Here is a 24,916-nt window from a genome sequence, read left to right on the forward strand (position 1 = left end):
AGGGGGGAAGGAATCACTTATGTCGACCTGGAAATCCATCTTGCTTGCCGGCACGATTCTCGTCGCGCCCGTTTCCGCCGCCGCGCAGGAAGCGCCCGCAGCCGAAGCACTTGCCGATGAGGCGGCCTGGGCAGCGGGCGCCGAAAGCGAAGCATCGCTCGGCAATTCCAAGGCGAAGATGCAGCAGGAAATGGACGCTGCGATCGCGATCATCGAGAAGATGTTCGACACGAGCGACCTGCCGCCGATCGACCCGGCGCGGCTGACGCTCGCCGAGGGCACGACCGCCGCGCTCATCCCGAGCGGCAGTCTCGAAAAGATGATGGACAATCTTTACGGGAAGATGCTGCGCACCTTGCTTGCGGAAACCGGCGGCAACTCCGACCTGATGCTCTCGATCAAGACGGGGATCGAAAGCGAAAAGATCGCCGCGCTCGACGCGGCCACCAAAAATGCCGCCGCCGATATCTTCGATCCGCACCGCAAGGAGCGCGAGGAGCAGGTCATCAAGGTCGTCCAGCCGCTCGTCAGCGAGGCGCTGGCCGATATCGAGGCGCCGATGCGCGCAGGGCTCGCCAAGGCCTATGCCCGCAAATTCTCGGCCGACCAGCTGAGCGAACTCAACAGCTTCTTCGCCACTCCGACGGGCAAATTCTATTCGGGTGAAGCGCTCGCGCTTCAGGCCGATCCGGAAGTCATGCTCGCGGTCGTGAAGGCAATCCCGCCCATGGTCACCAAATTCCTCGACCGTGCGCCGACGATCGAGGGGCAGTTCAAGGATCTGCCCAAGGAAAAGGGTCTCGCTGACCTCAGCGATGCCGAGATGAAGAAGCTTGCGAAGCTCATGAAGGTCAATGTCCAGACGCTCAAGGACAACCGCGACATGATGAGCGGCGAGATGGCGGGCGCCGACGCGATGATTGGCGAGGCCGGCGACGAGGCGGCGTGGGATGATGCTTCGGGCGCCGTCGAGGCTGAAGCCGATGCCGCTTACGATGCGGCAGAGGAGGCCGCCGACGCCGCAGCTGCAGCCGCCGACGCCTATTACGATCCCGCCTATGACCGCGACAATTGGTCCGACGCCGACCGCCAGCGGGTCGAAGCGCTCGAGGAGGCTGCCAATAACGCCTCCACCGCCGCCTTCGAAGCGCAGGAGGAGGCGGTCGCCAAGGCCCGCAAGAAACTGCCACCGACAGACTAAGGAGCGTTCGTCCGCCCGGTCACCGCCGGGAGGGCGAGGAACCCGCCAGGAACGATAGCATGACCCATTTCCCCACCCCCGAACATGCCCGGCTTGCTGCCGAAGGCCTTTATCGCCCCGACCTTGAATCCGATGCCTGCGGCGTCGGCATGGTTGCAGCGACCGACGGCAAGGCCTCGCGCCGCGTCGTCGAGGCGGCGATCGAGGCGCTGCGCGCAGTGTGGCACCGCGGCGCGGTAGATGCCGACGGCAAGACGGGTGACGGGGCGGGAATCCATGTCGATCTTCCCGAGCGCTTCTTCGACGATGCGATCGCGGCGTCGGGCCACAAGGTGCGCCCGAACCGCCTCGCCGTCGGCATGATCTTCCTACCGCGCACCGATCTTTCCGCGCAGGAAGAATGCCGCACAATCGTCGAAACCGAGATCATCGAGGCGGGCTACACCATCTATGGCTGGCGCCAGGTACCGGTCGACGTCTCGGTGATCGGCGACAAGGCGCAGCGCACGCGCCCCGAGATCGAGCAGATCATGATCGCGGGGCCGCTGCCCGACGAACAGTCGATCGACGAGTTTGAAAAGCAGCTCTATCTCGTGCGCCGCCGCATCGAGAAGAAGGTGGTCGCAGCGCAAATCGCCGATTTCTATATCTGCAGCCTCTCGGCGCGCTCGATCATCTACAAGGGCCTGTTCCTCGCCGAGAGCCTCGCCGACTTCTATCCCGACCTCACGAGCAAGCTGTTCGAGAGCCGGGTCGCGATCTTTCACCAGCGCTATTCGACCAACACCTTCCCGCAATGGTGGCTCGCTCAGCCCTTCCGCTGCCTCGCGCACAATGGCGAGATCAACACGATCCGCGGCAACCGGAACTGGATGAAGAGCCACGAGATCAAGATGGCGAGCCTCGCCTTCGGCGAGCATTCGGAAGACATCAAGCCGGTGATCCCGGCGGGCGCGTCGGATACGGCGGCGCTCGATGCCGTGTTCGAAACCTTGTGCCGCGCAGGGCGCGATGCCCCGACCGCCAAGCTGATCCTCGTTCCCGAGGCATGGGAAAGCGACCCCGACGCCCCCGAAGCGCACAAGGCGATGTACGCCTATCTTGCAAGCGTCATGGAGGCGTGGGACGGCCCTGCCGCGCTCGCGATGACCGATGGCCGCTGGGCGGTCGCAGGGATGGATCGCAATGCGCTTCGTCCGCTCCGCTACACGCTCACCGCCGACAATCTGCTCGTCGTCGGCTCGGAAAGCGGCATGGTGCTGCTCCCCGAAGCGAGCATCCGCAAAAAGGGCCGTCTTGGCCCTGGGCAGATGATCGCCGTCGACCTCGACGAAGGCACGCTCTACGACGACCGCGCGATCAAGGACAAGATCGCGAGCGCGCAGGATTATGCCGCGCGCGTCAAGGGCTTCCGTACCATGGCCGACCTGCCCAAGGGCGGGAAGTCAAGCCTTGCCGAGTGGGACCGCAGTGAACTCCTGCGCCGCCAGGTTGCAGCCGGGCTCACGATGGAGGACATGGAACTCATCCTTTCGCCGATGGTCGAGGATGCGAAGGAAGCCGTCGGATCGATGGGCGACGACACCCCGCTTGCAGTCATCTCGGACAAGCCGCGCCACGTCGCGCAATTCTTCCGCCAGAACTTCAGCCAGGTCACCAATCCGCCGATCGACAGCCTGCGCGAGCGGCATGTGATGAGCCTCAAGACGCGCTTTGCAAACCTCGCCAACATCCTCGATGAAAAGGGGCAGAGCGAGCATGTCCTCGTCATGGATTCGCCCGTGCTCGTCGGCGACGACTGGGATCGGCTTCGCGCCTATTTCGGCGACGCGGTTGCCGACATCGACTGCACCTTCCCCGTCGGCGGCGACGCGTCGGCGCTCCGCGACGCGATCGCGCGCATTCGCCGCGAAGCAGAGGACGCGGTACGCGCCGGGCGCAGCGAGCTCTTCCTCTCCGACCAGAATATCGGCCCCGAGCGCGTCGGTGTCGCCATGGTGCTCGCGGCCGCGGCGGTCCACACGCACCTCGTGCGCAAGGGGCTGCGCAGCTACGCCTCGATCAACGTCCGCTCGGCCGAGGTGCTCGACACGCACAGCTTCGCGGTGCTGATCGGCGTCGGCGCAACCACCGTCCACGCCTATCTTGCCGAAGCGACGATCGCTGATCGTCAGGCGCGCGGACTGTTCGGCGAACTCAGCCTTGCCGAGTGCCGCAAGCGCTTCCGCAAGGCGATCGACGACGGTCTCCTCAAGATCATGGCAAAGATGGGGATCGCGGTGATCTCCAGCTATCGCGGCGGCTATAATTTCGAAGCCGTCGGCCTCTCGCGCGCACTCGTCAACGACCTCTTCCCCGGCATGCCGGCGAAGATTTCGGGCGAAGGCTATCAGTCGCTCTTCATCAACGCGACCGAGAAGCACGAGGCAGCATTCGACACCCGGGTGACCACGCTCCCCGTCGGCGGCTTCTACCGCCAGCGCGCGGGCGGCGAGACGCACGCCTATTCGGCGCAGCTGATGCATCTCCTGCAGACCGCAGTCGCGACCGACAGCTATTCGACCTATCTCCAGTTCGCGCGCGGGGTCGCTGACTTGCCGCCCGTCTATTTGCGCGACCTGATGGAGTTCAACTATCCTGCCCAGGGCGTGCCGCTCGACAGCGTCGAGGCGATCACCGAGATCCGCAAGCGCTTCGTCACCCCCGGCATGTCGCTCGGCGCCCTGTCGCCCGAAGCGCATGAAACGCTTGCGATCGCGATGAACCGCATCGGCGCGAAGGCGGTGTCGGGTGAAGGCGGCGAAGCAAGCGAGCGCTACCGCCCCTATGCCAATGGCGACAATGCCAACAGCAATATCAAGCAGATCGCAAGCGGCCGCTTCGGCGTCACCGCCGAATATCTTGGCGCCTGCGACGAGATCGAGATAAAGGTCGCGCAGGGCGCCAAGCCCGGCGAGGGCGGCCAGCTCCCGGGCTTCAAGGTCACCGAATTCATTGCGCGTCTGCGCCACGCGACGCCCGGGGTGATGCTGATCAGCCCGCCGCCGCACCACGACATCTACTCGATCGAGGATCTGGCGCAGCTGATCTACGATCTGAAGCAGATCAATCCGCGCGCGCGCGTCTGCGTGAAGCTTGTGAGCTCGGCGGGCATCGGCACCGTCGCGGCAGGCGTCGCCAAGGCGCACGCCGACGTGATCCTCGTCTCGGGCAACACCGGCGGCACCGGCGCTTCGCCCCAGACGAGCGTCAAATATGCCGGCACGCCGTGGGAAATGGGGCTGAGCGAAGTCAACCAGGTGCTGACACTCAATGGCCTGCGCCACCGGATCCGGCTGCGCACCGACGGCGGCCTCAAGACCGGGCGCGACATCGTGATCGCGGCGATCCTTGGCGCCGAGGAATATGGCATCGGGACATTGAGCCTCGTCGCGATGGGGTGCATCATGGTGCGCCAGTGCCACTCGAACACCTGCCCGGTGGGCGTCTGCACGCAGGATGAGAAACTCCGCGCCAGGTTCACAGGGACGCCCGAGAAGGTCATCAACCTCATGACCTTCATCGCCGAAGAGGTACGCGAAATCCTCGCCAAGCTCGGCTGCCGCAGCCTCGACGAGGTGATTGGCCGCACCGAGCTCCTTCGCCAGGTCAGCCGCGGCGCCGAGCATCTTGACGATCTCGACCTCAATCCGATCCTCGCCAAGGTCGACGCACCCGACGAGGAACGTCGCTCGCAGGGCCCGCATTTCCGCAACCCGGTGCCCGACAGCCTCGACGCGCAGATCCTCAATGATGCGCGGCCGCTCTTCGAGCGCGGCGAGCGGATGCAGCTCACCTATAATGTCCGCAACACGCACCGTGCCGTCGGCACCCGCCTTTCCGCCGAAGTCACGCAGCGCTTCGGCATGACAGGGCTGGCGCAGGGCCATATCGAGATCCGCCTGCGCGGGACCGCGGGGCAGTCGCTCGGGGCCTTCCTCTGCCAGGGCATCACGCTTGAGGTGTTCGGCGATGCCAATGACTATGTAGGCAAGGGGCTCTCGGGCGGCCGCATCATAGTTCGGCCGACCGTCTCGAGCCCGCTTGTGAGCCAGCACAACAGCATCGTGGGCAACACGGTCCTTTACGGCGCGACAGCGGGCACGCTCCTTGCAGCAGGTCAGGCGGGTGAACGCTTTGCGGTGCGCAATTCGGGCGCAAATGTCGTCATCGAGGGCTGCGGCGCGAACGGCTGCGAATATATGACCGGCGGCACCGCAGTGATCCTCGGTCCCGTCGGCTCGAACTTCGGCGCGGGCATGACCGGCGGCATGGCGTTTGTGCTCGATACCGACGAAAGCTTCGAGCGCCGGGCCAACGGCGAATCGATCGTCTGGCAACGCCTCGAAAGCGCGCATTGGGAAAAGGTCCTGAAGGATCTGATCGCCGACCATGCGCAGGCGACGGGCAGCAAATGGTCGGCCGAGATTCTCGCCGACTGGGATATCCGCAAGGGCGAATTCTGGCAGATTTGCCCCAAGGAAATGCTCCCCCGCCTCGCCCATCCGCTGAGCGACATGAGCGTCGACGAGGTCGTGGCCGCGGAATAGCCCGAGAGCTACTCAGCTGCGCCCGCCGCGGCGGGGCTCGGCGGGGGATTCGGCGCAGGCGCCGCGCGCTTCTTCGCAGCGCCGGCAGCGTTCAGCGCAGCGAAAGCGTCGGCCGTCTATAGGGCGCAGCTTCGCTTTGTCTTCCCGCGTCCCTTGGAAGGATGATGCCATGACCCGCCGCCTGTCCCTTGCTGCCCTTCCCCTCATCGTGCTTGCCGCGCCCCTTCCTGCCGCGGCCGCCGATGGAGACGCGCTCGCGGTGCTCAATGACCCCGCGGCGCAGGACCAGATGGCCGATACGGTCGCCGCGCTCGTCGACGCGCTGATGCGGCTCAACGTCGGCCCGCTTGCCGAAGCCGTGGCGCGCGTCGACCCCGAATCGGACGCGGCCTACATCCCGCCCGACGCGACGCTCGGCGAACTGGCAGGGCGCGATCCCGATTATGGCGAGCGCCTCGGCCGCGACTTGCGCGCGGGCACCCGCATGGCGGGGCATATGGCTGCAGCAGTCGCAGCTTATGCGCCCCTGCTCAAGGACATGGCGCGCGACATGGCCGCGCAGTGGGAACGCGAACGCGACGCAGCGCGGCGCTAAAGGTCCATCATATCTCCCGCGCACGATCCGCATGCGTGGCGGCGCGGTGGATAAATGGGCCTCGTCCAGCCCGGCCCGCGCCATAGCCGTTGCACCCCCGGCCCTCGTGCCGCTATGCCGAACCCATGTGGCAACTCTATCAATTTCCCCTATGTCCCTTTTCGCGCAAGATCCGGCTTCTGCTCGGCGAAAAGGGCGTGGGCTATGAACTGGTGCGCGAGTCGCCCTGGGAGCGCCGCGACGAGTTCATCGACCTCAACCCGGCAGGCCGCACGCCGGTCATGGTCGACCAGGAGCGCGGCCAGGTCCTGATCGACAGCGCGGCGATCGCGGAATATTTCGAGGAGACCGTCGAGACGAAGGCGATGATCAACGGCACCGCGGCAAACCGCGCCGAAATTCGCCGCCTCGTCGCCTGGTTCGACCAGGACTTTTATTATGAAGTCACCGGCCCGCTGCTCTTCGAGCGGATGCAAAAGCGCATTGTCCATCGCCAGCCGCCCGACGCCGGTGCGCTCCGCGAGGCGATGAAGGCGGCGAACAACCATCTCGACTATGTCGACTATCTGATCGATCATCGCACCTGGCTTGCCGGCGCGACGATGAGCCTTGCCGACCTCGCCGCCGCGGCGCACATCTCGGTGGCCGACTATCTCGGCGGGATCGACTGGACCGGCCATGAGCAGACCAAGGGCTGGTATTCGGGTCTCAAGTCCCGCCCGAGCTTCCGCCCGCTGCTTGCCGAGCGAATGGAGATCGTCAGTCCGCCCAAATATTATGAGGACGTCGACTTCTAGACGGACCTCGGTCCGCCTCCGCGCGCGGCGGGGATGAAGGGAGCGAGGCGGCGACATGGAAGGCTCGTCCCTCGGCACCGATCGCGCGCGCGCGCCATGCGAGGCTGGCCTGCCGGCTCAGCAGGTCCTGTATTTCCAGTTCCGGTCCTTGCCCTCGGCGACCTGCGCGACAATCGTCTCGATCCGCCGCGCGCGTGTCTCCTCACGCCTGGCCTCGAGCACCCATTCGACATAGTCGCGCCGCTTGCCCGGCGAAAAAGCCTCCCAATGCCCCGCAGCCGCCGCGCTGGCCTTGAGGGCTGCGCCGAGATCCTGTGGCAGGTCGAGCGCCGGCTTCGGCGCCCTCCTCGCCCGCCCGCGCTTGCCCTCGCCCGCGAGCGCGGCCGCCTTTGCGATCATGGCCGCGAGCACCTCATCATCGGGAAGGTCGGCAAGCGAGGCGAGGCGGCCGAAACTACCCATCGCCCCTTCCCTGCGCGCAGCGCCCGTCACCTCCTCGTCGCGCCAGAAGCCGAAGGTTGCATGCATCCTGAACGCCGCCATCGCCGCGAGATTCTGTCCGCCGAGCACAAAATGCGGCACGCCCCATTTCAGCGCCTCCTCGGCGCGAGGGGCATGCGCGTGGACGAGCGCACGCAAATGGGTGAGAATGGTCTGCGCGAAGGGCTCGGCCTTGGCAATATAGGCATCGACGCGCGGGTCGCGGCCGCCGCTCGTCATGCGTGCCGCGCGGCGATCAGATAGTTGAGCGCCTCGCTTCCGCCAAGCTTGAAGCCTCTTGCGGGCGATGGCGAAAGCCCGGTGCGATCGACGACCTTGAGCTCCGCGCCTTCAAGCATCGCGGTGAGTTCCTCAGGCTTCAAAAATGCGTCCCAGTCGTGCGTCCCGCGGGGAACAGCGCCGATGCGCTCGGCGGCTTCGACCAGGAGGAGCTTCGAGGCCGCCGTGCGATTGGGCGTCGAGAGGATCATCAGCCCATCGCCCGCAAGCCGCGCGGCGAGCCCCGCCACAAAGGCGGCGGGGTCGGCGACATGCTCGATGACCTCCATCGAGGTCACAAGGTCGAATGTCTGCGCGGGAAGGCTCGCGAGTTCACCCGCGAAATAGGTGATGGCAAGCCCCTGCCCCGCCGCATGCTCGCGCGCGGCCGCGATATTTTCGGGCGCTGCATCGACGCCCGTCACCGCGGCGCCGAGGCGAGCGAGCGGCTCGGCGAGCAGCCCCGCGCCGCAGCCGACGTCGAGCGCGCGGCGGCCTTGAAGCGGATGGCGTTCGCGCGCGTCGACATGCCAGTGAGCGTCGATCTGGTCGCGGATATAGGCGAGGCGCACCGGGTTCAGCCTGTGGAGCATCGCCGAGGACCCCTTGGGGTTCCACCAGTCGGCAGCGAGCGCGCCGAAATGGGCAGCCTCACGCGGGTTGATCGTCGCGGCAGTCATGGCAAATGATGTGGCACCGAGCGGAGCCTCGCGCAAGAAAATTGCCGCCCCGCGCGTCGCAGCAGCTTCCATTCGCGCCTTTCTTTGGCCCGGCACAAGAAAATATATCGCGGCGGGATGATCATCGCCTTGCCATCTCGCCCCCCCTTCCGTAACAGCGGCGCGCCGCGGAAATCTTCGAAAAGTTGCGGCTGAAACCAGCACAGGAAAGCGGGGCGACATGGCGCGGATCGTGATGAAATTCGGGGGCACGTCGATGGCGGGCACCGAGCGGATTCGCACCGTGGCGAAGCTCGTCTCGCGCGAGGTGGCGCACGGCAATGAGGTGGCAGTCGTCGTCTCGGCGATGGCGGGCGAGACCGACCGGCTGGTGAATTTCTGCCGCGAGGCGAACCCCCGCTATGATCCCGCGGAATATGACGTCGTGGTCGCGAGCGGCGAGCAGGTGACCTCGGGGCTCCTTGCGCTCACGCTCCAGGCCATGGGGACACCGGCCCGCAGCTGGCTCGGCTGGCAGCTTCCGATCCGTACCGAGGAAGCGCACGCCCGCGCGCGCATCTCAAACATCGACACGGCCGCGCTCTCCGCATCCATGTCCAAGGGCGAAGTGGCCGTGATACCGGGCTTTCAGGGCCTGATGGAGGACGGGCGCGTCTCGACGCTCGGCCGCGGCGGATCGGACACGAGCGCGGTCGCCGTCGCCGCGGCGCTGAAGGCCGATCGCTGCGACATCTACACCGACGTCGACGGGGTATATACGACCGACCCCCGCATCGTCGCGCGCGCGAGAAAGCTCGACTATGTGACCTATGAGGAGATGCTCGAACTCGCGAGCGTCGGCGCCAAGGTTCTCCAGACGCGTTCGGTCGGGCTCGCAATGAAGGAAGGCGTCCGGGTGCAGGTGCTCTCGAGCTTCGTCGAGGGTGACGAGGCGCCGAAGCGCGGCACGATGATCGTCAGTGACGAGGAAATAGAGGAACATCAGATGGAACGGCAGCTGATCACCGGCATCGCCCACGACAAGAATGAAGCCAAGATCATCGTCACGCGGGTGCCCGACAAGCCGGGCGGCGTCGCCAACATCTTCGGTCCGCTCGCGGCCGCCGGGATCAACGTCGACATGATCATCCAGAACGTCGGCCGCGACAAGGGCGAGACCGACGTGACCTTCACCGTCCCCGCCACCGACCTCCTGCGCTCGATCGACCTTCTCGAGGGCGCGAAAGAGAAGATCGGCTTCAACCGGATATTGAGCGACGACAAGGTCGCCAAGATCAGCGTCGTCGGCGTCGGAATGAAGAGCCACGCGGGCGTCGCGAGCACGATGTTCCGCGCGCTCGCGGACCGCGGCATCAACATCCAGGCGATCTCGACCAGCGAAATCAAGGTCAGCGTACTGATCGACGAGGACGAAATCGAACTCGCCGTGCGCGTCCTCCATACCGCCTACGGCCTCGACGCCGCCGACTGAGGCAAGCCCCTCAATAGGGACCGCGCACCTTGGCTTCGAGGAGAAGAAGCGCTGCGGCCGCCTCCTTCGTCTCGCCTGCGTCGATCTGATCGATGATCTTCTGCGCGACATTGTCGTCGCGGGGACGATGGGGCGCGGACGCGAGAGGTATCAGGAGCGACCGCGCCGCCCGGCCCTCCCCCTCGCGCAACTTTTGAAGCGCGAGCGAAACCGCGACCTGCTCGCTTTCAGGAGCAAGGACTGATGCCCGCATCAATCCCTGGATCGCGCCGCCGGGCGCTTTTGCACCGGCCCAGGCATAGCTTCCGAAATAGCGATAAAAGGCCTCGACCGATTGCGGGTTCGCGCGGTTGGCGCGCACGAACCACTCGCGTCCTTCGCTCCATCCGGCAAGATCGCCGGGCGCGGCCCCAAGAGCTTTCTGGACAGCGAGCCGCCCCTTGAGCAGCATGGCCCGGTCGGATTTGGGCTCAAGCTCGAGCGCCCGGTCTGCCATCGCTTCGGCCTCGGCGAAGCGTTCGGCCATGAAGCTCACTTCGGCCGCCATTACCTGCGCGGCGGCATCATCCGGATGCTTGCGCGCGCCGCGTTCGGCCTTGAGGGCAAATCCCTTGCGATAGCCTTTGGCGACCCCATCCTTCATCGTGAGCCAGAGCTCGAGCAAATCGGCTTCGCCCGCCGAAAGCGACCGGATCCGAACCTCTGCCGCCGCCGCTGCGGCCGGAATGCGCAGCGGCGGCGCAAGATCGCCTTTCATATAGGCGTCGAGCTCATCGTCGAGCGCCGCGAAGTCCCCGAATGCCTCCTTGGCGGTCACAAAACTCGATTGACCCGCCCGAATGCCGGCAAGGTAGCGGTCAAGCTGACCCGCGCGTTGCGGACGCAGCATCAGATAATGGGTGAGGAGCCAGGCGCGGCCATAGTTCAGATTGACGTTCTCGCCATAGCCAAATTGTTCGGGCGCAATGAGACGCCGCAGCGGCAGGCTCGAACCGCCCAGCAGCGCCGACCCGCGATAATTGGCGGGATATCCAAGCACGATCGATCCATCTTCCTGGAAATCGACGTTGGCGTTGAACTCGGCAAAGCCCTCGACATACCAATAGGGATAGGCGCCGGGGAAATTGGTCAGCATGAAATGGTGACTATATTCATGCAGCATGAGCGCCTGCGAGTGCAGATCCCCGAGCTTGAGCCTGCGATCCGCCTTGGGATCGCTGATCGCGATGATCCGCGGCCCGGTGAGCGGGCGCGAATAATAGCCGAGCACGCCGGGACAGCGGCAGACCTTGAAGAACTGCTCTGGGGCGAGCGCATAGATGGTGACCGGCCGGCTATGAAGATCGGGGTTGTCCGGGATGCCGTAGAGCTGACGCAGCGCCGCGTCGAACTGTTCGAGCCGGGTCGCAAACGCGCGCGCCGCCGCCCTGTCGCTGTCGGTCACCAGGATAAAATGATGCGTACGGGCCTCGACCCATTCGGCGCGGGCCGGCGCCGTCCCTGAAAGGAAAGCGATCGCGAGCGCGGCCCAAAATCCCAATGTCTTCAAAGTCCCTTCCCCCCTTCGGCCTTTATCCGTGAGACCTAGCCTCTGACCGGCCGAAGGGGAAGCTGCGCGGGCAACTATTGCGCTGCGCAGACCTGAAGCTTGGTCGCCCGGCGTGTCCGCGCGCGGCCGACGAGCTGGACAATCGTGAAATGCACCGCGAAGAGCAGCGCCTTCGAAGCGAGCGGGACGATTCCGATGAAGGCGGGCCACCAGGGCGTAAATGCATAGGCGATGACAAGGTTCGCGGCCGCGGTCGCAAACATCATTCCGGCCCAGATGAAGCCGAAGCGCTCCATCACATCGCCGACGAGCGGCAGGTCGACCGGAGGGATATACCGGTTCATCCAGCCGCGACGCAGCATTGCTGCGCCGACGATCAGATAGACGATCGAGGGCTTCACCATCACGAAGCGCGGATCGCCGGTCAGCATGGTCGCAGCGGCAGAGAAGAGCACCATCGCGAGGCTGATCCACTGGAGCGCGGCGACAGCGCGGCCGCGCGCAATCTCGAACAGGACGACGCCGCACGCCGCAACCGTGCCGGCGATCGTCGCCGTGACGAGATCAACGTGGAGAGCAAGCAGCACCGCAAAGACAATCACGCCGAGCGAATCGAAAAGCAGCGGGCCGACGGCATAGAGCAAGGGTTTCATGGATCCGTCCTTTCTGCATCAATGTTATCATTGTAAACATAGGCAGCCTGGCGGGTCAAGGCAAAATTTACAGTGTAAACATCTTACGGGAGCGCGGGCCGCTCGGGGCGCTTCAAAAAAGAAAGGCGCGCCGCCCCGCAAGAGCGGGCGCGGCGCGCTTCTCATGCCTCTTCAGGCACGTGCCGCAGAAGCGGCGCGCGCACGAAAGCCGCGGGTCAGGCGGCTTCCGCGCCGCGGGTCACGCGAGGTCGAAGCGATCGGCGTTCATCACCTTGACCCAGGCCTTGACGAAGTCGCGCACGAACTTCTCCTCATGCCCCTTCTCCGCATAGACTTCGGCGGTCGCGCGAAGCTGCGAGTTGGAACCGAAGATGAGATCCGTGCGGGTCGCGCGCCAGCGCTCCTGGCGTCCGGCGCGGTCATAGCCGATGAACTCCTCGTCACCGCTCGTGTCCACGACCTCCCAGATCGTGTCCATGTCGAGGAGATTGACGAAGAAATCATTGGTGAGCTGACCGACCCGGTTGGTGAGCACGCCATTCCGGCTCCCGCCCTGGTTCGCGCCGAGTACGCGCAGTCCCCCAAGCAGCACGGTCATTTCGGGCGCCGACAGGCCGAGCAGCGAAGCGCGGTCGAGGAGCAGCTCCTCGGTGCGCACGCTGTGCCGCGATTTCAGATAGTTGCGAAAACCATCGGCCTGCGGTTCCATCACCTCGAAGCTCTCGACGTCGGTCCACTCCTGACTCGCATCGCCGCGCCCGCCCGTGAAGGGCACGTCGATCGAATAGCCCGCATCGCGCGCCGCCTTCTCGACCGCCGCGGACCCTGCAAGGACGATCGCATCGGCCATAGAGAGCGACCCGCGCAGTTCATCGATCTTGGCGAGCACCTTGGCGAGCTCCTCAGGATCATTGACCGCCCAGTCCTTTTGCGGCGCCAATCGCACCCTCGCGCCATTGGCCCCGCCGCGAAAATCGCTCTTGCGGAAGGTCGAGGCCGAGGCCCAGGCCGCTTTCACGAGTTCGCTGATGGTAAGCCCCGAGCCCAGTATCGCACTCTTGAACGCTGCAACGTCGGCATCGGAGGGCATGGTTCCGGCGGGAACCGGATCCTGCCAGATCAGATCCTCGTCGGGGACCTCGGGCCCGAGATAGCGCACCTTGGGTCCCATGCCGCGGTGGCAAAGCTTGAACCAGGCGCGAGCAAAAGCGTCCTTGAACGCCTCATGATCGTTGCGGAATTTCTCCGAATATTGCCGTAGCTCAGGATCCATTTTGAGCGCCATGTCGGCGGTGGTCATCATCGTCGGCACCTTCCTGCCCGGGTTATGGGCGTCGGGGGCCATATCCTCTTCCTTCTGATTGATCGGCTGCCACTGCTGCGCGCCCGCGGGGCTTCGAACGAGCTCATAATCATAGTCGAGGAGCAGGCGGAAATAATTCTCCGACCATTCAGTGGGTGTGTTCACCCACGCCCCCTCGATCCCGCTCGTGATCGCATGAGCGCCGACCCCGGTTTCGAAGGTCGACGACCAGCCAAGACCCATCAGCGTGATGTCCGCGCCTTCGGGTGCCGCGCCGACAAGGCTTGCATCGCCTGCGCCGTGCGCCTTGCCAAAGGTATGCCCGCCAGCGGTCAGCGCCACCGTCTCTTCAGGGCTCATCGCCATGCGCTCAAAGGTGATCTTGATATCGCGCGCCGATTGCAGCGGATCGGGGTTTCCGCCGGGCCCTTCGGGATTGACGTAGATGAGGCCCATCTGGATCGCGGCAAGCGGATGCTCCAGATCGAGCTCCTTGTCGGGGTCGATGCGCGTCTGGACGCCTTCGTTGACCCACTGCTCCTCGGCCCCCCAGTAAATGTCGCGCTCGGGCTCGAAGACATCCTTGCGGCCGCCGCCGAAGCCGAACACCGGCCCGCCCATCGATTCGATCGCGACATTTCCGGTGAGGATGAAGAGATCCGCCCAGCTGATCTTGTTGCCATATTTCTGCTTGATCGGCCAGAGGAGGCGGCGCGCCTTGTCGAGATTGCCATTGTCGGGCCAGCTGTTGAGCGGAGCAAAGCGCTGCTGCCCGCTGTTTGCCCCGCCGCGGCCGTCAGCGGTGCGATAGGTGCCCGCCGCGTGCCACGCCATGCGAATGAAGAAGGGACCATAGTGCCCGTAGTCCGCGGGCCACCACGGCTTGCTGTCGGTCATCAAGGCTTTGAGATCGTCCTTGAGCGCCTGATAGTCGAGCGAGTTGAACGCCGCTGCATAGTCGAAATCCGGACCCAGAGGGTCGGGCGAGACCCCGCCCTGGTGCAGGATGTCGATCGGGAGCGCGTCGGGCCACCAATCCTTGTTGGTGCGGCCGAGCAGGCCGCGGAACCGGCTCTTTCCGGCCGGACAACCCGTCGCATATTCGATGGGGGTTGGGTCGTTCATACAGTCTCTCCTCTCTCGCTATCGTTGATTGGGATGGCGTGAAGCAGGCCCTCCCGCGCAAGTCCGCGGGGGGCGGTGGCCGCAGAGGCGGCGTCGGCTCGGCAAGGCGTGAGTCGACAAGACCATCCTTTCGCTGTGGAAGGCGAGGATAGGCCTGAGCCGGCGTTTCCGAAAAACCGAATAAGATGGATTGAGTGATTGACCGGGCCGATCAATGGGGATCGAGCAAGAGCGCGCGGGCCAGACGAGAGAATCAGCGCGAAACCTGCGGAATGGGATTCGAGGGAGCAGGGCGGCGGGTCCGCTCAGCAGGAGAACAGCACAGCTCCCTCGCGGCGGGCAGGATCGCAATCCCTTGAGCAGCCGGCTGCCCGGCTGCAAGAAAATAGGGAGCCGTCCCGGCCGGGACGGCTCCCTATTTTGCGGCCTCGCCTAGAAGCGCGCCTTGATCGTTCCGCCCCAGGTGCGCGGGTCGGCCGGCAGGCCGGTGATCAGACCCGTGTTCCCCGGGCCGACAAACAATTGCTCGAGATATTTCTTGTCGAACGCGTTCCTGACCCAGGCGTAGATATCGAGGCCATCCTCGGTTCGGAAGCCTGCACGGAAGTTCGAGAGCGAATAGCCGTCGATCCACGTATAGGCCGAGGGCGAGGCGTTCGATGAATAGTTCGACCGGTAGCTGCCGTCATAGCCGAAATAGACTTCGCCGTCCTGCGCCAGCAATTTGGCCGGTGCATTCACCTCAGCGCCGAAGGAAAAGGCCCATTTCGAAACGCCGGGCAGCCGCTGCCCTGAAATATCGCAGTTCGGCGGGCTGTTGCTGCCGCCCGACAGTTCAGGCGGGCACGGCGCGTCTATGAAGCGCACATATTTGGCATCGGTATAGGCCCCATTGGCGTAGGCGCGGAAGCGCTCGCTCGGCCGGATCGAGAAATCCGCCTCGACGCCCTGCGTGCGGACCTTGCCCGCATTGGCAAGATAGCCGCGCAGCACACCGAACTGGCCATTGTTCACATTGGCCTGATAATCCTTGATGTCGGTGCGGAAGATCGAAAGGTTGAACGTCCCGCGCCGGTCCCAGAATTCCGCTTTCGCACCCGCCTCATAATGCTGGACCGATTCAGGCTTGATCGTCGCGGCGGCAAGCAGCGGATTGCCATCGGCGCCGTTCGGCACGCCGTTCTGGTTGATGCCGCCCGATTTGAACGTCTTTGCGTAGGTCGCATAAAGAAGAATGTCAGGCGCGGCTTTCCAGGTTGCGGTCAGATCGTAGCTGAAATTCCAGTCGCTGAACGAGGGCGAATATTCCTGCGGACTGAACACGCCAAGCCGCGCGACCGATACCGCGTCGGTGAGGTCAGCGGTAACCGCCGAGCCGTCGCCGGCATAGACGAGCCGCTGGTAATAGCCGTCCTTCTTGTCATAGTTCAGCCGCACGCCGGGCTGGATCGTGAAGCTGTCGCTGATCTTCCAGCTCAGCTGCCCGAACAGGGCGAGGCTCGTATTCTTCAGATACTGGGTGTTGATCGCGGTGAGGCCATCGAGCACCGAGGGGTCGTTCGAGAGCGCGTTCGTCGGATTGAGCGTCCAGCGGCTCGACGCAGGCCCATGCTGCTCGGTCCCTTGCGTGTCGATCCGCTGATAAAAGGCAAAACCGCCGACGACGAAATCAAAGCGGCTCCCCGAATAATTGTAGCGCAGTTCCTGGGTATATTGGTTCTGCTGCGACGGGTTCTGCGATTTGGTGACAACCGGCAGACCGGTGAAGTCGCGGTCATTTTCGGGCTTCCAGTCCCAATAGCGCCACGCAGTGACCGAGGTCAGCGTGCCCGGCCCCACGTCCCACTTCACGCGCAGCGCGACCCCGCCGATCTGGTTGCCGGCATTGAGGTTGGCATCGAGGTCGGTCAGCCGGTCATAAGGGTTGGTGCTCGGAACGACATAGCCCTGCGCGGCTGCGAGCGCGGCATATTGGCGATTGATCGGCCGCTGCGTCTCTCCGACCGCCACAAAGACCGATCCGCAGCACACGGCGTCCTGCTTGTTCCAGTCGCCGGTCAGCGTGATGTCGAGATTGTCGGTCGGTCGCCACAGCAGCTGTCCGCGAAGGCCGATATTGTCCTGGCTCTGGATCCAGCGGTCGGTGGTGACATTATAGAGAGTACCGCGGCGGCTGGTCGCTGAGATGGCAACGCGCGCTGCAAGATTGTTCGAAAGCGGACCCGAAACGGCTGCCTTTGCCTGCTTGAAATTGAGATTGCCGATGCTCAGTTCAGCCTTGCCCTCGAAATCGAAGGTCGGCTGGTTGGTCGTAATGTTGATCGCCCCGGCGGTGGTGTTCTTTCCATAGAGCGTTCCTTGCGGCCCGCGCAGCACCTCGATCTGTGCGACGTCGAGAAAGTCGAAAGTCGCCGAGGCAACGCGCGCATAATAGACGTCATCGACATAGATGCCGACGCCCTGCTCAATCCCATCGTTGGTGAGCCCGAACGGTGCCCCGATGCCCCGGATGTTGACCGCCGAGTTGCGCGGATTTGACGAATAAAATTGTAGCGTCGGCGCAAGCTGCGTAAGCCGCCCGACGTTGAAGCTGCCGGTATTGTCGATCTGGTCGCCCGCGACCACCGAAATGGCGATCGGCACGTCCTGCGCGGTTTCGGCGCGGCGGCGTGCAGTGACGACGATGTCGCCGCCGTAGCTGCCTCCCTCGACCTGCGCGGCCGTGTCGGCAGGGGCAGGGGTTTGAGCGGTATCGGCGTTTGCGTCCTCAGCTGCGGCGGGCTGCGCCGCAAAGGCCAGGATCAAGGACAAGGTCAACGAGGTCGCCGGGATGCGCCGGCGCGTGGAAGGATATTTGGCAGTCATGGCAATTCCTGTTGCATGGAAATTGCCACATCCGGTGGTCCGGTCTGCGGCAGGTAAAGGGGGACGCGTCCCCACCGGGAGCTAGGGTGTCAGTTCGGGTAGCGGTGGCGTTCGGTCACATCGACCTGCACAAGCTTCCCTTCGTGAACGGTGAGCTGGATGGCGCCAAAGCGCAGCTTGTCGAGCGCCTCGAGCACGGTCTGGATCGCACGCGGCAGCGCTTCGCGCGCGCTCGCGTCCTGATCGTTCGTGGACATGGGACATCCTTTCCTTTCGTGGATTCGCGGCAGGAGCATATGCCAACCGTTTTAGTTGACAATGATTGTTTTGCTTTCTGCGCCCAAAGGACGGATTGCCGCGCCGAACCGAGCGGCGGGTTTTTTCGCTCACGCCGCCCTTCGCCTGCGCAATCCATTGCGCCTGCGCGCATGTGCTGGCAAAGGCGCTCATGATGAGCAAAATGACAGAATTGATGGCGCGCGGGACCGAGCTTCTCGGCAGCGATTATGCCATTCTATGCGGCGCCATGAGCTGGGTCTCGGAGCGGCATCTTGTGAGCGCGATCAGCAATGCAGGCGGCTTTGGCGTCATTGCCTGCGGCGCGATGACGCCCGAGCTGCTCGATGCCGAGATTGCCGCGACAAAGATGCTCGCGAGGCGCAATTTCGGGGTCAACCTCATCACCATGCACCCGCAGCTCTTCGAGCTCATTGAGGTGTGCGCGAGGCAAGGCGTCGGTCATGTCGTGCTTGCCGGCGGCCTCCCGCCCAAGGGCAGCCTCGAGGCGATCAAGGCATCGGGCGCTAAGGTCATCTGCTTTGCGCCGACGCTTGCGCTGGCAAAGAAGCTGATGCGCTCGGGCGTCGACGCGCTGGTGATCGAGGGCATGGAAGCAGGCGGCCACATCGGCCCCGTCTCGACGAGCGTGCTCGCACAGGAAATCCTGCCCGAACTCGCATCCGAGCTTCCCATCTTCGTCGCCGGGGGCATTGGCCGGGGGGAAGCCATCGCAGGCTATCTCGAAATGGGCGCATCGGGGGTTCAGCTCGGCACGCGCTTCGTCTGCGCAACAGAGAGCATTGCGCATCCCGCTTTCAAGAAAGCCTTCATCCGCGCCTCGGCGCGCGATGCGGTCGCGAGCGTGCAGATCGACCCGCGGCTGCCCGTGATCCCGGTGCGCGCGCTCAAGAACAGCGGGACCGAGGCTTTCACGGCAAAGCAGCGCGAGGTCGCTAACCTCCTCGATGCGGGGAAGGTCGACATGAACGAGGCGCAGCTCCAGATCGAACATTATTGGGCGGGCGCGCTCAGGCGCGCGGTGATCGACGGCGACGTCGAAGGCGGTTCGTTAATGGCAGGGCAATCTGTCGGTATGGTAACGCAGGAAGAGAGCGCCGCCGCTATCATCGCGGCGCTGGTAGGGCAGGCCGAAGCCGCCTTGCACGCTCGGGGTTGATGCCGCATAATCTTGCGGGTGGGGAGAGTATGATGAATTTGTCGCGTAAGATCATTGCCATAGGACTGTTGGCCAGCGTTGCCGCCTGCGCTCCCACGCCCCCGCCCCCGCCGCCGCCGCCGCCGCCCGAGCCGCCGGTCATCATCGTGCCTCCGCGTCCGGTGCCCCCGAACCAGGCCTCGGCGACCCAGATCCTCCCCATGCGCGGGCTCGACGGCCGCTTCATCACGGCGAACAGCAATGTCACCGGCGACCGCGCCTTCTGGCAGCTCAAGATCGCGCTCAATGTTGCCGCGATCGGGTGCCGGGGGCTCGAGGAAGCGCCGCTCGTCGCGGCCTACAACAATATCATCAAGACCCACGCCAAGACGATCCGCTCGACCGAGGCGAACGTGATAAAGCAGCTTGGCAAGGAAATGGGGACCAACGGGACGGCGGCGCGCGACAAGCTGTCGACGCAGCTCTTCAACTATTTCGCCCAGCCGCCCGCCCAGCGCGATTTCTGCGCCCGCGCCAACGAGGTCGCGCAGATCGTCTCGACCACGCCGAGCGCGCAGCTCGTCGACCAGGCGCCGGCGCAGCTCGCCCGGCTCGACGAGCCCTTCCTCGACTTCTACGAGGCCTATGCCAAATATCAGGCGGATCTCGCCGCCTGGGACGCCAAATATGGGTCGCCCCCTGTCGCGACGCTTTATTACAGCACGCCGGCGACCACGACCCCGGCGGCAGCGAGCCCTGCGGCCCCCGCCGGGCCTGCTCCCATGGGGCCATCCGACCCCGCGTCCACCCCGGGTGCGGCGGGGCCCGTGGACCCTGCCCGCTGACGCTCCGCCCGGCACCGAATAGCTAGTCGAATATTGCGGCGGGCAATGGCGCTTGGCGAAAGCATCTGTTAGCAGGGCGCTTATATGACCAACGCCCCGCCCCCGCCCTCGACCGCCGCACAGTCAGCCCGCACCATTCTGACCCGGCTCCACGAGGTCATGGCGGCGCGGACCAACGCGCAGAGCAAGCTCAACCAGGTCGTCGGCATCATCGGCGAATGCCTCCACAGCGAAGTCTGCTCGATCTACCTTCTGCGCGACGGGTCGCTCGAACTTTATGCAACGCGCGGCCTCAAGCAGGAAGCCGTGCACGTGACGCGCCTCGCGCTCGGCGAGGGGTTGGTTGGCACGATCGCGGAGCACATCGAAACGCTCAATCTCGACGAGGCGGCGGCGCACCCCGACTTTTCCTATCGCCCCGAGACGGGCGAGGAATTGTTCCACAGCTTTGCCGGAGTCCCGATCATCCGCCGCGAGCAGGCGGTGGGGGTGCTCTGCGTCCAGCACAGCGACCCGCGGCGCTACGAAGAGATCGAAATCGAGACGCTCCAGACGGTCGCGATGGTGCTCTCCGAGCTCATCGCCAATGCCGATCTCATCGACACCACCGCGCGGATCGACGCCGCGGCTGCCGATCAGTCGGCGCAGCGGCTGACCGGCCAGAAGCTCGTCGACGGCATGGGTCAGGGCATCGCCGTCTTCCACCAGCCGCGGATCACCATCGAGCACACCGTCGCTGACGATATCGAGGCTGAACGCCACCGCGTGTACGCGGCCTTCGACAAGATGCGCGAGCAGATCGACCGCATGGCAAGCCAGGCGGAGTTCGGCATCGGCGGCGAGCATGAGGAGGTGCTCGAGACCTACAAGATGTTCGCCTACGACGAGGGCTGGTCGCGGCGCATCAATGAAGCGATCGACAGCGGCCTCACCGCCGAGGCCGCGATCGAGCGCGTTCAGCAGCGCACGCGCATGCGCATGCGCCAGATCGATGATCCCTTGCTGCGCGACCGCATGCACGATCTTGAAGATCTCTCGAACCGGTTGATCCGCATCGTGTCGGGGCAGATGGGGACCGCAGCGCAAATGGGCCTGCGGCAGGATTCGATCCTCATCGCGCGCAATCTTGGTCCCGCCGAGCTGCTCGAATATGACCGCCGCCGCCTGAAGGGGGTCGTCCTCGAAGAAGGATCGCTCACCGCGCACGTCATCATCGTCGCGCGCGCAATGGGCGTGCCGGTGCTCGGCCGCGTTCGCGACGTGCGCACATCGATCCGCGAAGGCGACATGCTGCTCCTCGACGCGGGCGCCGGCACGCTGCAGGTGCGCCCGACGCAGGCGCTGCTCGACGCCTTCGACGCAAAGCTTGAAATCTCGCAGAAGCGCCGCGCCAATCTCGCCGCGCTTCGCGACCTGCCCGCGGTGACCAGGGACGGCGTCTCGATCGAGCTGATGATCAACGCGGGCCTGCGCGAAGATGTCGCCGCGCTCGATCTAACCGGGGCGCGCGGCATCGGGCTGTTCCGCACCGAATTCCAGTTCCTCGTCTCGGCAACGCTCCCCCAGCGCGAGCGGCAGCAACGCCTCTATCGCGACGTGCTCGACGCCGCCGGCGACCGCCCGGTGATCTTTCGTACGGTCGACATTGGCGGCGACAAGGCGCTGCCCTATATGAATGTCGACGAGAATGCGCTTGAGGAAAACCCCGCGATGGGCTGGCGCGCGCTGCGCCTCGCGCTCGATCGCGAAGGGCTCTTGAAGGTGCAGGCGCGCGCGCTGATGGAGGCGGCCGCCGGTCGCACGCTCCATGTGATGTTCCCGATGGTGTCGGAGCCTTGGGAATATGAAGCGGCACGCGCCCTCTTCATCGGCCAGCGCGCCTGGCTTGCAAGTCGCGGCAAGAAGCTGCCGGCAGCGATCCGTTACGGCGCGATGCTCGAAGTGCCGGGGCTGATCGAGACGCTCGACCTGATGCTCCCGCACCTCGATTTCCTGTCGATCGGCACCAACGACCTCACCCAGTTCCTCTTCGCGGCCGACCGCGCGCATCCGCGGCTCGCCGAGCGCTATGACTGGCTGTCGCCGACCGTGATGCGTTATCTTGCGCGCGTGGTGAAGCTCGTCGAGGGCAGCAAGGTCACCCTCGGCGTATGCGGCGAAATGGCAGGGCGCCCCCTGGAGGCAATGGCCCTTCTCGGCCTCGGTATCGACCGATTGTCGATCACGCCCGCGGGCGTCGGCCCGGTGAAGGCGATGATCCGCTCGCTCGACCTCGCCGCGCTCCGCCAGGATATGCCCGCGATACTCGCAAGACCGGCGGCGAACCCGCGCAGCCAGTATCAGGCGTGGGCAGAAGCCAACGGCGTCGATCTGGGCGACTAGTCCGAGTTAAGGAGCAGCTGGCACCGGATGCTCGGACGGCATCGACGCCGCCGGCTGTTTCGCTTTCACCAGAATGCGCTCCGCGGCCCATTTGCACGCCCAAGCCAGCGCAAGGCCGGCCGGCACGTCGACGAGATAATGCCACCGGCTCGCGACCGACGTCACCAGGATGAAGACAAGGATGATCGAATAGAGCGGCAGCAGAACCTTGCCGTGCTCCCAGGCGAAGAGGAAAAAGAGATAGGCCCCCGCAGCATGGAGCGACGGCATCGCGGCGAGGCCGACGGTAAAATTGACGCTGCCATTCGCAGCGATCCAATCGGGGCCCTGCGCGATCGACGACTGATAGAAATCGAGCATGCTGCGCTGGCCGCCGGCAATCAACGGGTCGACCCCGCGTTCGTAGATGAAGGGCCCGATGGCGAGCGCGATCAGATAGGCAAGCGCACCCGAGGCCTGCAGGAGGAGCAATGCCACGACCAGTGTGCGGAACTGTGCGGGGGTCTTGATCGCGTGGTAGAGGAAACTGGTGTAGAAGAGCGCAATGAACGACACCATGTAGAAATTGGAGCTGTAGGGGATGAACCCGAAGACGCGGGTCCGCATGTATATGCAGAATTCCACCAGCGGCCGCAGAAGCTGGTCGATCGACCAATAAAGCTCGTCGTACATTACCCCGTTGATGTGCGGGATCCACAATTTGAGATTGAAGTGCGCGAACAGGATGAGGGCGTAACAGGGCAAGGCGATCAGGAAGCTGCCGGCGATTTCGCGCTTGCCTGCCATGAAGGTCACGGCACCGAGCAGCGCGACCCCGATAAGGGGATAGATATAATGCACGCCCACAAATGCAGCGCGATCACCCGAAGGCGTGACGACAGGCAGGCGGAAGACAAGTGAGAAGAGGATCATGATCGCAAGCGTCCCGCCGGCAATGATGATCTCGGGGGGAAATTTGCGCAGTCTTAACCACATATATCACCGCCAGGAAAGGATGAGCCTTGCCGCCGGGCACGCATCATCTTTGCCTACCCACACCGGAGTCCTGCCATAACGGGGTTAACGGACGCATAATGGGTGGCAGCCGGCGCACCCGCGCAGCCGCTATTCGAGCGCGGTCAGCCGCATGCCGACCTCTTCGAAGCGATACAAGGCAGCGTCGTTTTCAAAGACGAAGAAGCGTGAGGCGGGAAGCGGTTGGCGCGATCCGAAATGGTCGCGCAATATCGCTGGATAAATTTGCACCGGTGAGGCGGGCATCGTCGCGGGCGGACGCCCCGAGGGATCGCGCACGGCCAGCAATATACCCATTTTCTCCCGCAGCTGCTCGCCGCTGAGCTCGGCCCAGGGCACCGGGACCGGATCGGTGCCGAGGCCATGTTCGTTGCCCACATAAGGCGCAGGCCAGGGACCTTCGTCGCTGTGGAGGACGATCACCGCGGGCCGCGGGCCTGCCAGGATGGCATCGATGAGCGCAAGCGTCTCTGCGTTGGCGAAGCGGACCTGCTCGAGGTAATTTTCGGTGCGGGACGCCTTGCGGGCGGCCGCGAGCGCGCGGCAGCTGCCATCGGCATTGAGCACGAAGGGCGGATGAGGCACGAGGAAATGCGCGAAGACATGCTTGGGATTGTCCTCGCGCGCCAGTGCGCGCAAGCGGCGAAACTTCTCTCGCGCGCGGTAACACTGGTCGCTACGGCCGTCGAGATAGGGTATGGCGAACCCGCGCAGCCAGAACCCTGCGGCCGACTGATCGAAGATCAGGCGAGCAAGCTGCGGAACGTCGCGCACATTCATCGAATGAGCTGCGATCGAGCTGAAGCGGGTCGGCTCCCACCAGCTGCCTGCAAAGACCGTGTGATAGCCGAGTGCATTGAAACGCCGCATCGCCGCGCTGTCGCGCGCGGCGCGGTAGATTGGCACCCAATCACCCGCATCACCGGTCATGGCCCCGGCCATCGGATCGAGCAGCGACCCGTTCATGGTCGACGCCACCGAATGGCTTGTCCGCTGATAATTGGAATAGGCCCGGTCGTGCACCGCGAAGCCGCGCTCGCGCAGTTTATCGACGAAAGGCTGGTTGTCGAAACCGTAGCGGGATTTCAACGTGTCGCTCGCGGCATAGCGATCGAGCAGAATGTGCCAGACGTCCGGGCTATTCGCTGTCGACTTGCCTTCCAGTTCGCCGAGGCTTCCCGCCACCTTCGCGCGCGCCGCTTCAAGGCCCCATTGCCGCGCAAGGATCGGCCCGGCGTTCAGGGCAAGCAGAAGCATGCCAAGCAGGTTGAGCCTGCCGACGATATCGCGGAACTTGGCGGGCTCCTCCGGCAGAGCGCGATAGAGAAGCACGAGGAGCCAGAGGATCGCAACGTGGAGAAGGGCCGCGGCCAGATAGGGTAGCGGCAGAAGGTTCAAGAACCGCGGCACATAGAAGAAATAAAGCGCAGACATGCCTGCAGCGATCCCGGCTCGCATCCAGTCGCCGCTGGCGACCCGTGCGAGCGCGGTCACCGCCGCTGCGAGCGCAACGGCCGCGATCGCGGTGGGCCAAACGCTCTCGAAGCCGAGCCGAAGCTGGTTGCCGTCCCAGAGGCCGATAAGGGCGATGAGCGTGACGAATATTCCGGCAAGCGGATAGCGTGCGGCCCAGGCGGTCAGCCTCTCCATACC

General features: G+C 64.7%; 17 protein-coding genes. 8 read left to right on the plus strand and 9 right to left on the minus strand.

What is annotated here, in order from left to right:
- Positions 1–19 precede the first annotated feature (19 nt).
- The 4 genes from LH20_RS14030 to LH20_RS14045 all read left to right on the plus strand — a co-directional run bounded on the left by LH20_RS14030 (position 20) and on the right by LH20_RS14045 (position 7,182).
- Entirely contained in the window at positions 20–1,201 is a 1,182-nt protein-coding gene (locus LH20_RS14030; RefSeq protein ID WP_053554747.1) for a DUF2059 domain-containing protein, read from the plus strand.
- Between the two features lie 59 nt (positions 1,202–1,260).
- Positions 1,261–5,790, plus strand: coding sequence for a glutamate synthase large subunit (gltB, locus tag LH20_RS14035; RefSeq protein WP_053554748.1), 4,530 nt, complete (start codon positions 1,261–1,263; stop codon positions 5,788–5,790).
- A 169-nt stretch (positions 5,791–5,959) separates the two neighbouring features.
- Positions 5,960–6,385 carry a hypothetical protein gene (locus LH20_RS14040; RefSeq protein ID WP_053554749.1) on the plus strand — a complete coding sequence of 142 codons (426 nt, stop codon included), beginning with the start codon at positions 5,960–5,962 and terminating at the stop codon, positions 6,383–6,385.
- 125 nt (positions 6,386–6,510) lie between these two features.
- Positions 6,511–7,182 (plus strand): glutathione S-transferase family protein, encoded by a 672-nt coding sequence (locus tag LH20_RS14045; RefSeq protein WP_053554750.1) that lies wholly within the window; start codon positions 6,511–6,513, stop codon positions 7,180–7,182.
- 117 nt (positions 7,183–7,299) lie between these two features.
- On the opposite strand, the gene LH20_RS14050 is transcribed toward LH20_RS14045, so the two are convergent.
- Positions 7,300–7,902: a DUF1801 domain-containing protein gene (locus tag LH20_RS14050; RefSeq protein ID WP_053554751.1), complete on the minus strand. Its 603-nt coding sequence runs from the start codon at positions 7,900–7,902 to the stop codon at positions 7,300–7,302.
- A complete protein-coding gene (ubiG, locus tag LH20_RS14055) occupies positions 7,899–8,621 on the minus strand; it encodes a bifunctional 2-polyprenyl-6-hydroxyphenol methylase/3-demethylubiquinol 3-O-methyltransferase UbiG (protein ID WP_053556291.1) in 723 nt (240 codons plus the stop codon). Before ubiG ends, LH20_RS14050 begins: the two co-directional genes overlap by 4 nt.
- Positions 8,622–8,841: 220 nt before the next feature.
- Here ubiG and LH20_RS14060 point away from each other — a divergent pair, with 220 nt between their 5' ends.
- On the plus strand, positions 8,842–10,092 hold the full coding sequence (locus tag LH20_RS14060) for an aspartate kinase (protein WP_053554752.1): 1,251 nt from the start codon (positions 8,842–8,844) through the stop codon (positions 10,090–10,092).
- Between the two features lie 10 nt (positions 10,093–10,102).
- Here LH20_RS14060 and LH20_RS14065 read toward each other — a convergent pair whose 3' ends face one another.
- The 5 genes from LH20_RS14065 to LH20_RS22990 form a co-directional block, all read right to left on the minus strand.
- Positions 10,103–11,632 carry a tetratricopeptide repeat protein gene (locus tag LH20_RS14065; protein ID WP_144423582.1) on the minus strand — a complete coding sequence of 510 codons (1,530 nt, stop codon included), beginning with the start codon at positions 11,630–11,632 and terminating at the stop codon, positions 10,103–10,105.
- Positions 11,633–11,715: 83 nt separating this feature from the next.
- On the minus strand, positions 11,716–12,294 hold the full coding sequence (locus LH20_RS14070; protein WP_053554754.1) for an inner membrane-spanning protein YciB: 579 nt from the start codon (positions 12,292–12,294) through the stop codon (positions 11,716–11,718).
- A gap of 238 nt (positions 12,295–12,532) precedes the next feature.
- On the minus strand, positions 12,533–14,722 hold the full coding sequence (gene katG / locus LH20_RS14075; RefSeq protein WP_053554755.1) for a catalase/peroxidase HPI: 2,190 nt from the start codon (positions 14,720–14,722) through the stop codon (positions 12,533–12,535).
- A 432-nt stretch (positions 14,723–15,154) separates the two neighbouring features.
- A complete protein-coding gene (locus tag LH20_RS14080) occupies positions 15,155–17,587 on the minus strand; it encodes a TonB-dependent receptor (protein WP_053554756.1) in 2,433 nt (810 codons plus the stop codon).
- A gap of 89 nt (positions 17,588–17,676) precedes the next feature.
- On the minus strand, positions 17,677–17,844 hold the full coding sequence (locus LH20_RS22990) for a YezD family protein (RefSeq protein WP_083455424.1): 168 nt from the start codon (positions 17,842–17,844) through the stop codon (positions 17,677–17,679).
- A gap of 194 nt (positions 17,845–18,038) precedes the next feature.
- Between LH20_RS22990 and LH20_RS14085 the strand changes: the two genes are divergently transcribed.
- The 3 genes from LH20_RS14085 (at position 18,039) to ptsP (ending at position 22,249) form a co-directional block, all read left to right on the plus strand.
- On the plus strand, positions 18,039–19,043 hold the full coding sequence (locus LH20_RS14085) for an NAD(P)H-dependent flavin oxidoreductase (RefSeq protein WP_053556292.1): 1,005 nt from the start codon (positions 18,039–18,041) through the stop codon (positions 19,041–19,043).
- A gap of 32 nt (positions 19,044–19,075) precedes the next feature.
- Positions 19,076–19,867: a hypothetical protein gene (locus LH20_RS14090; RefSeq protein ID WP_235526987.1), complete on the plus strand. Its 792-nt coding sequence runs from the start codon at positions 19,076–19,078 to the stop codon at positions 19,865–19,867.
- Between the two features lie 84 nt (positions 19,868–19,951).
- Positions 19,952–22,249 carry a phosphoenolpyruvate--protein phosphotransferase gene (gene ptsP / locus LH20_RS14095; RefSeq protein WP_053554758.1) on the plus strand — a complete coding sequence of 766 codons (2,298 nt, stop codon included), beginning with the start codon at positions 19,952–19,954 and terminating at the stop codon, positions 22,247–22,249.
- Between the two features lie 6 nt (positions 22,250–22,255).
- On the opposite strand, the gene LH20_RS14100 is transcribed toward ptsP, so the two are convergent.
- Positions 22,256–23,224: a phosphatase PAP2 family protein gene (locus LH20_RS14100; protein ID WP_053554759.1), complete on the minus strand. Its 969-nt coding sequence runs from the start codon at positions 23,222–23,224 to the stop codon at positions 22,256–22,258.
- A gap of 129 nt (positions 23,225–23,353) precedes the next feature.
- Positions 23,354–24,913 carry a sulfatase-like hydrolase/transferase gene (locus tag LH20_RS14105; RefSeq protein WP_053554760.1) on the minus strand — a complete coding sequence of 520 codons (1,560 nt, stop codon included), beginning with the start codon at positions 24,911–24,913 and terminating at the stop codon, positions 23,354–23,356.
- Positions 24,914–24,916 lie beyond the last annotated feature (3 nt).

The sequence above is a fragment of the Sphingopyxis sp. 113P3 genome (assembly GCF_001278035.1).
In the GTDB taxonomy this organism is placed as follows: Bacteria; Pseudomonadota; Alphaproteobacteria; order Sphingomonadales; family Sphingomonadaceae; genus Sphingopyxis.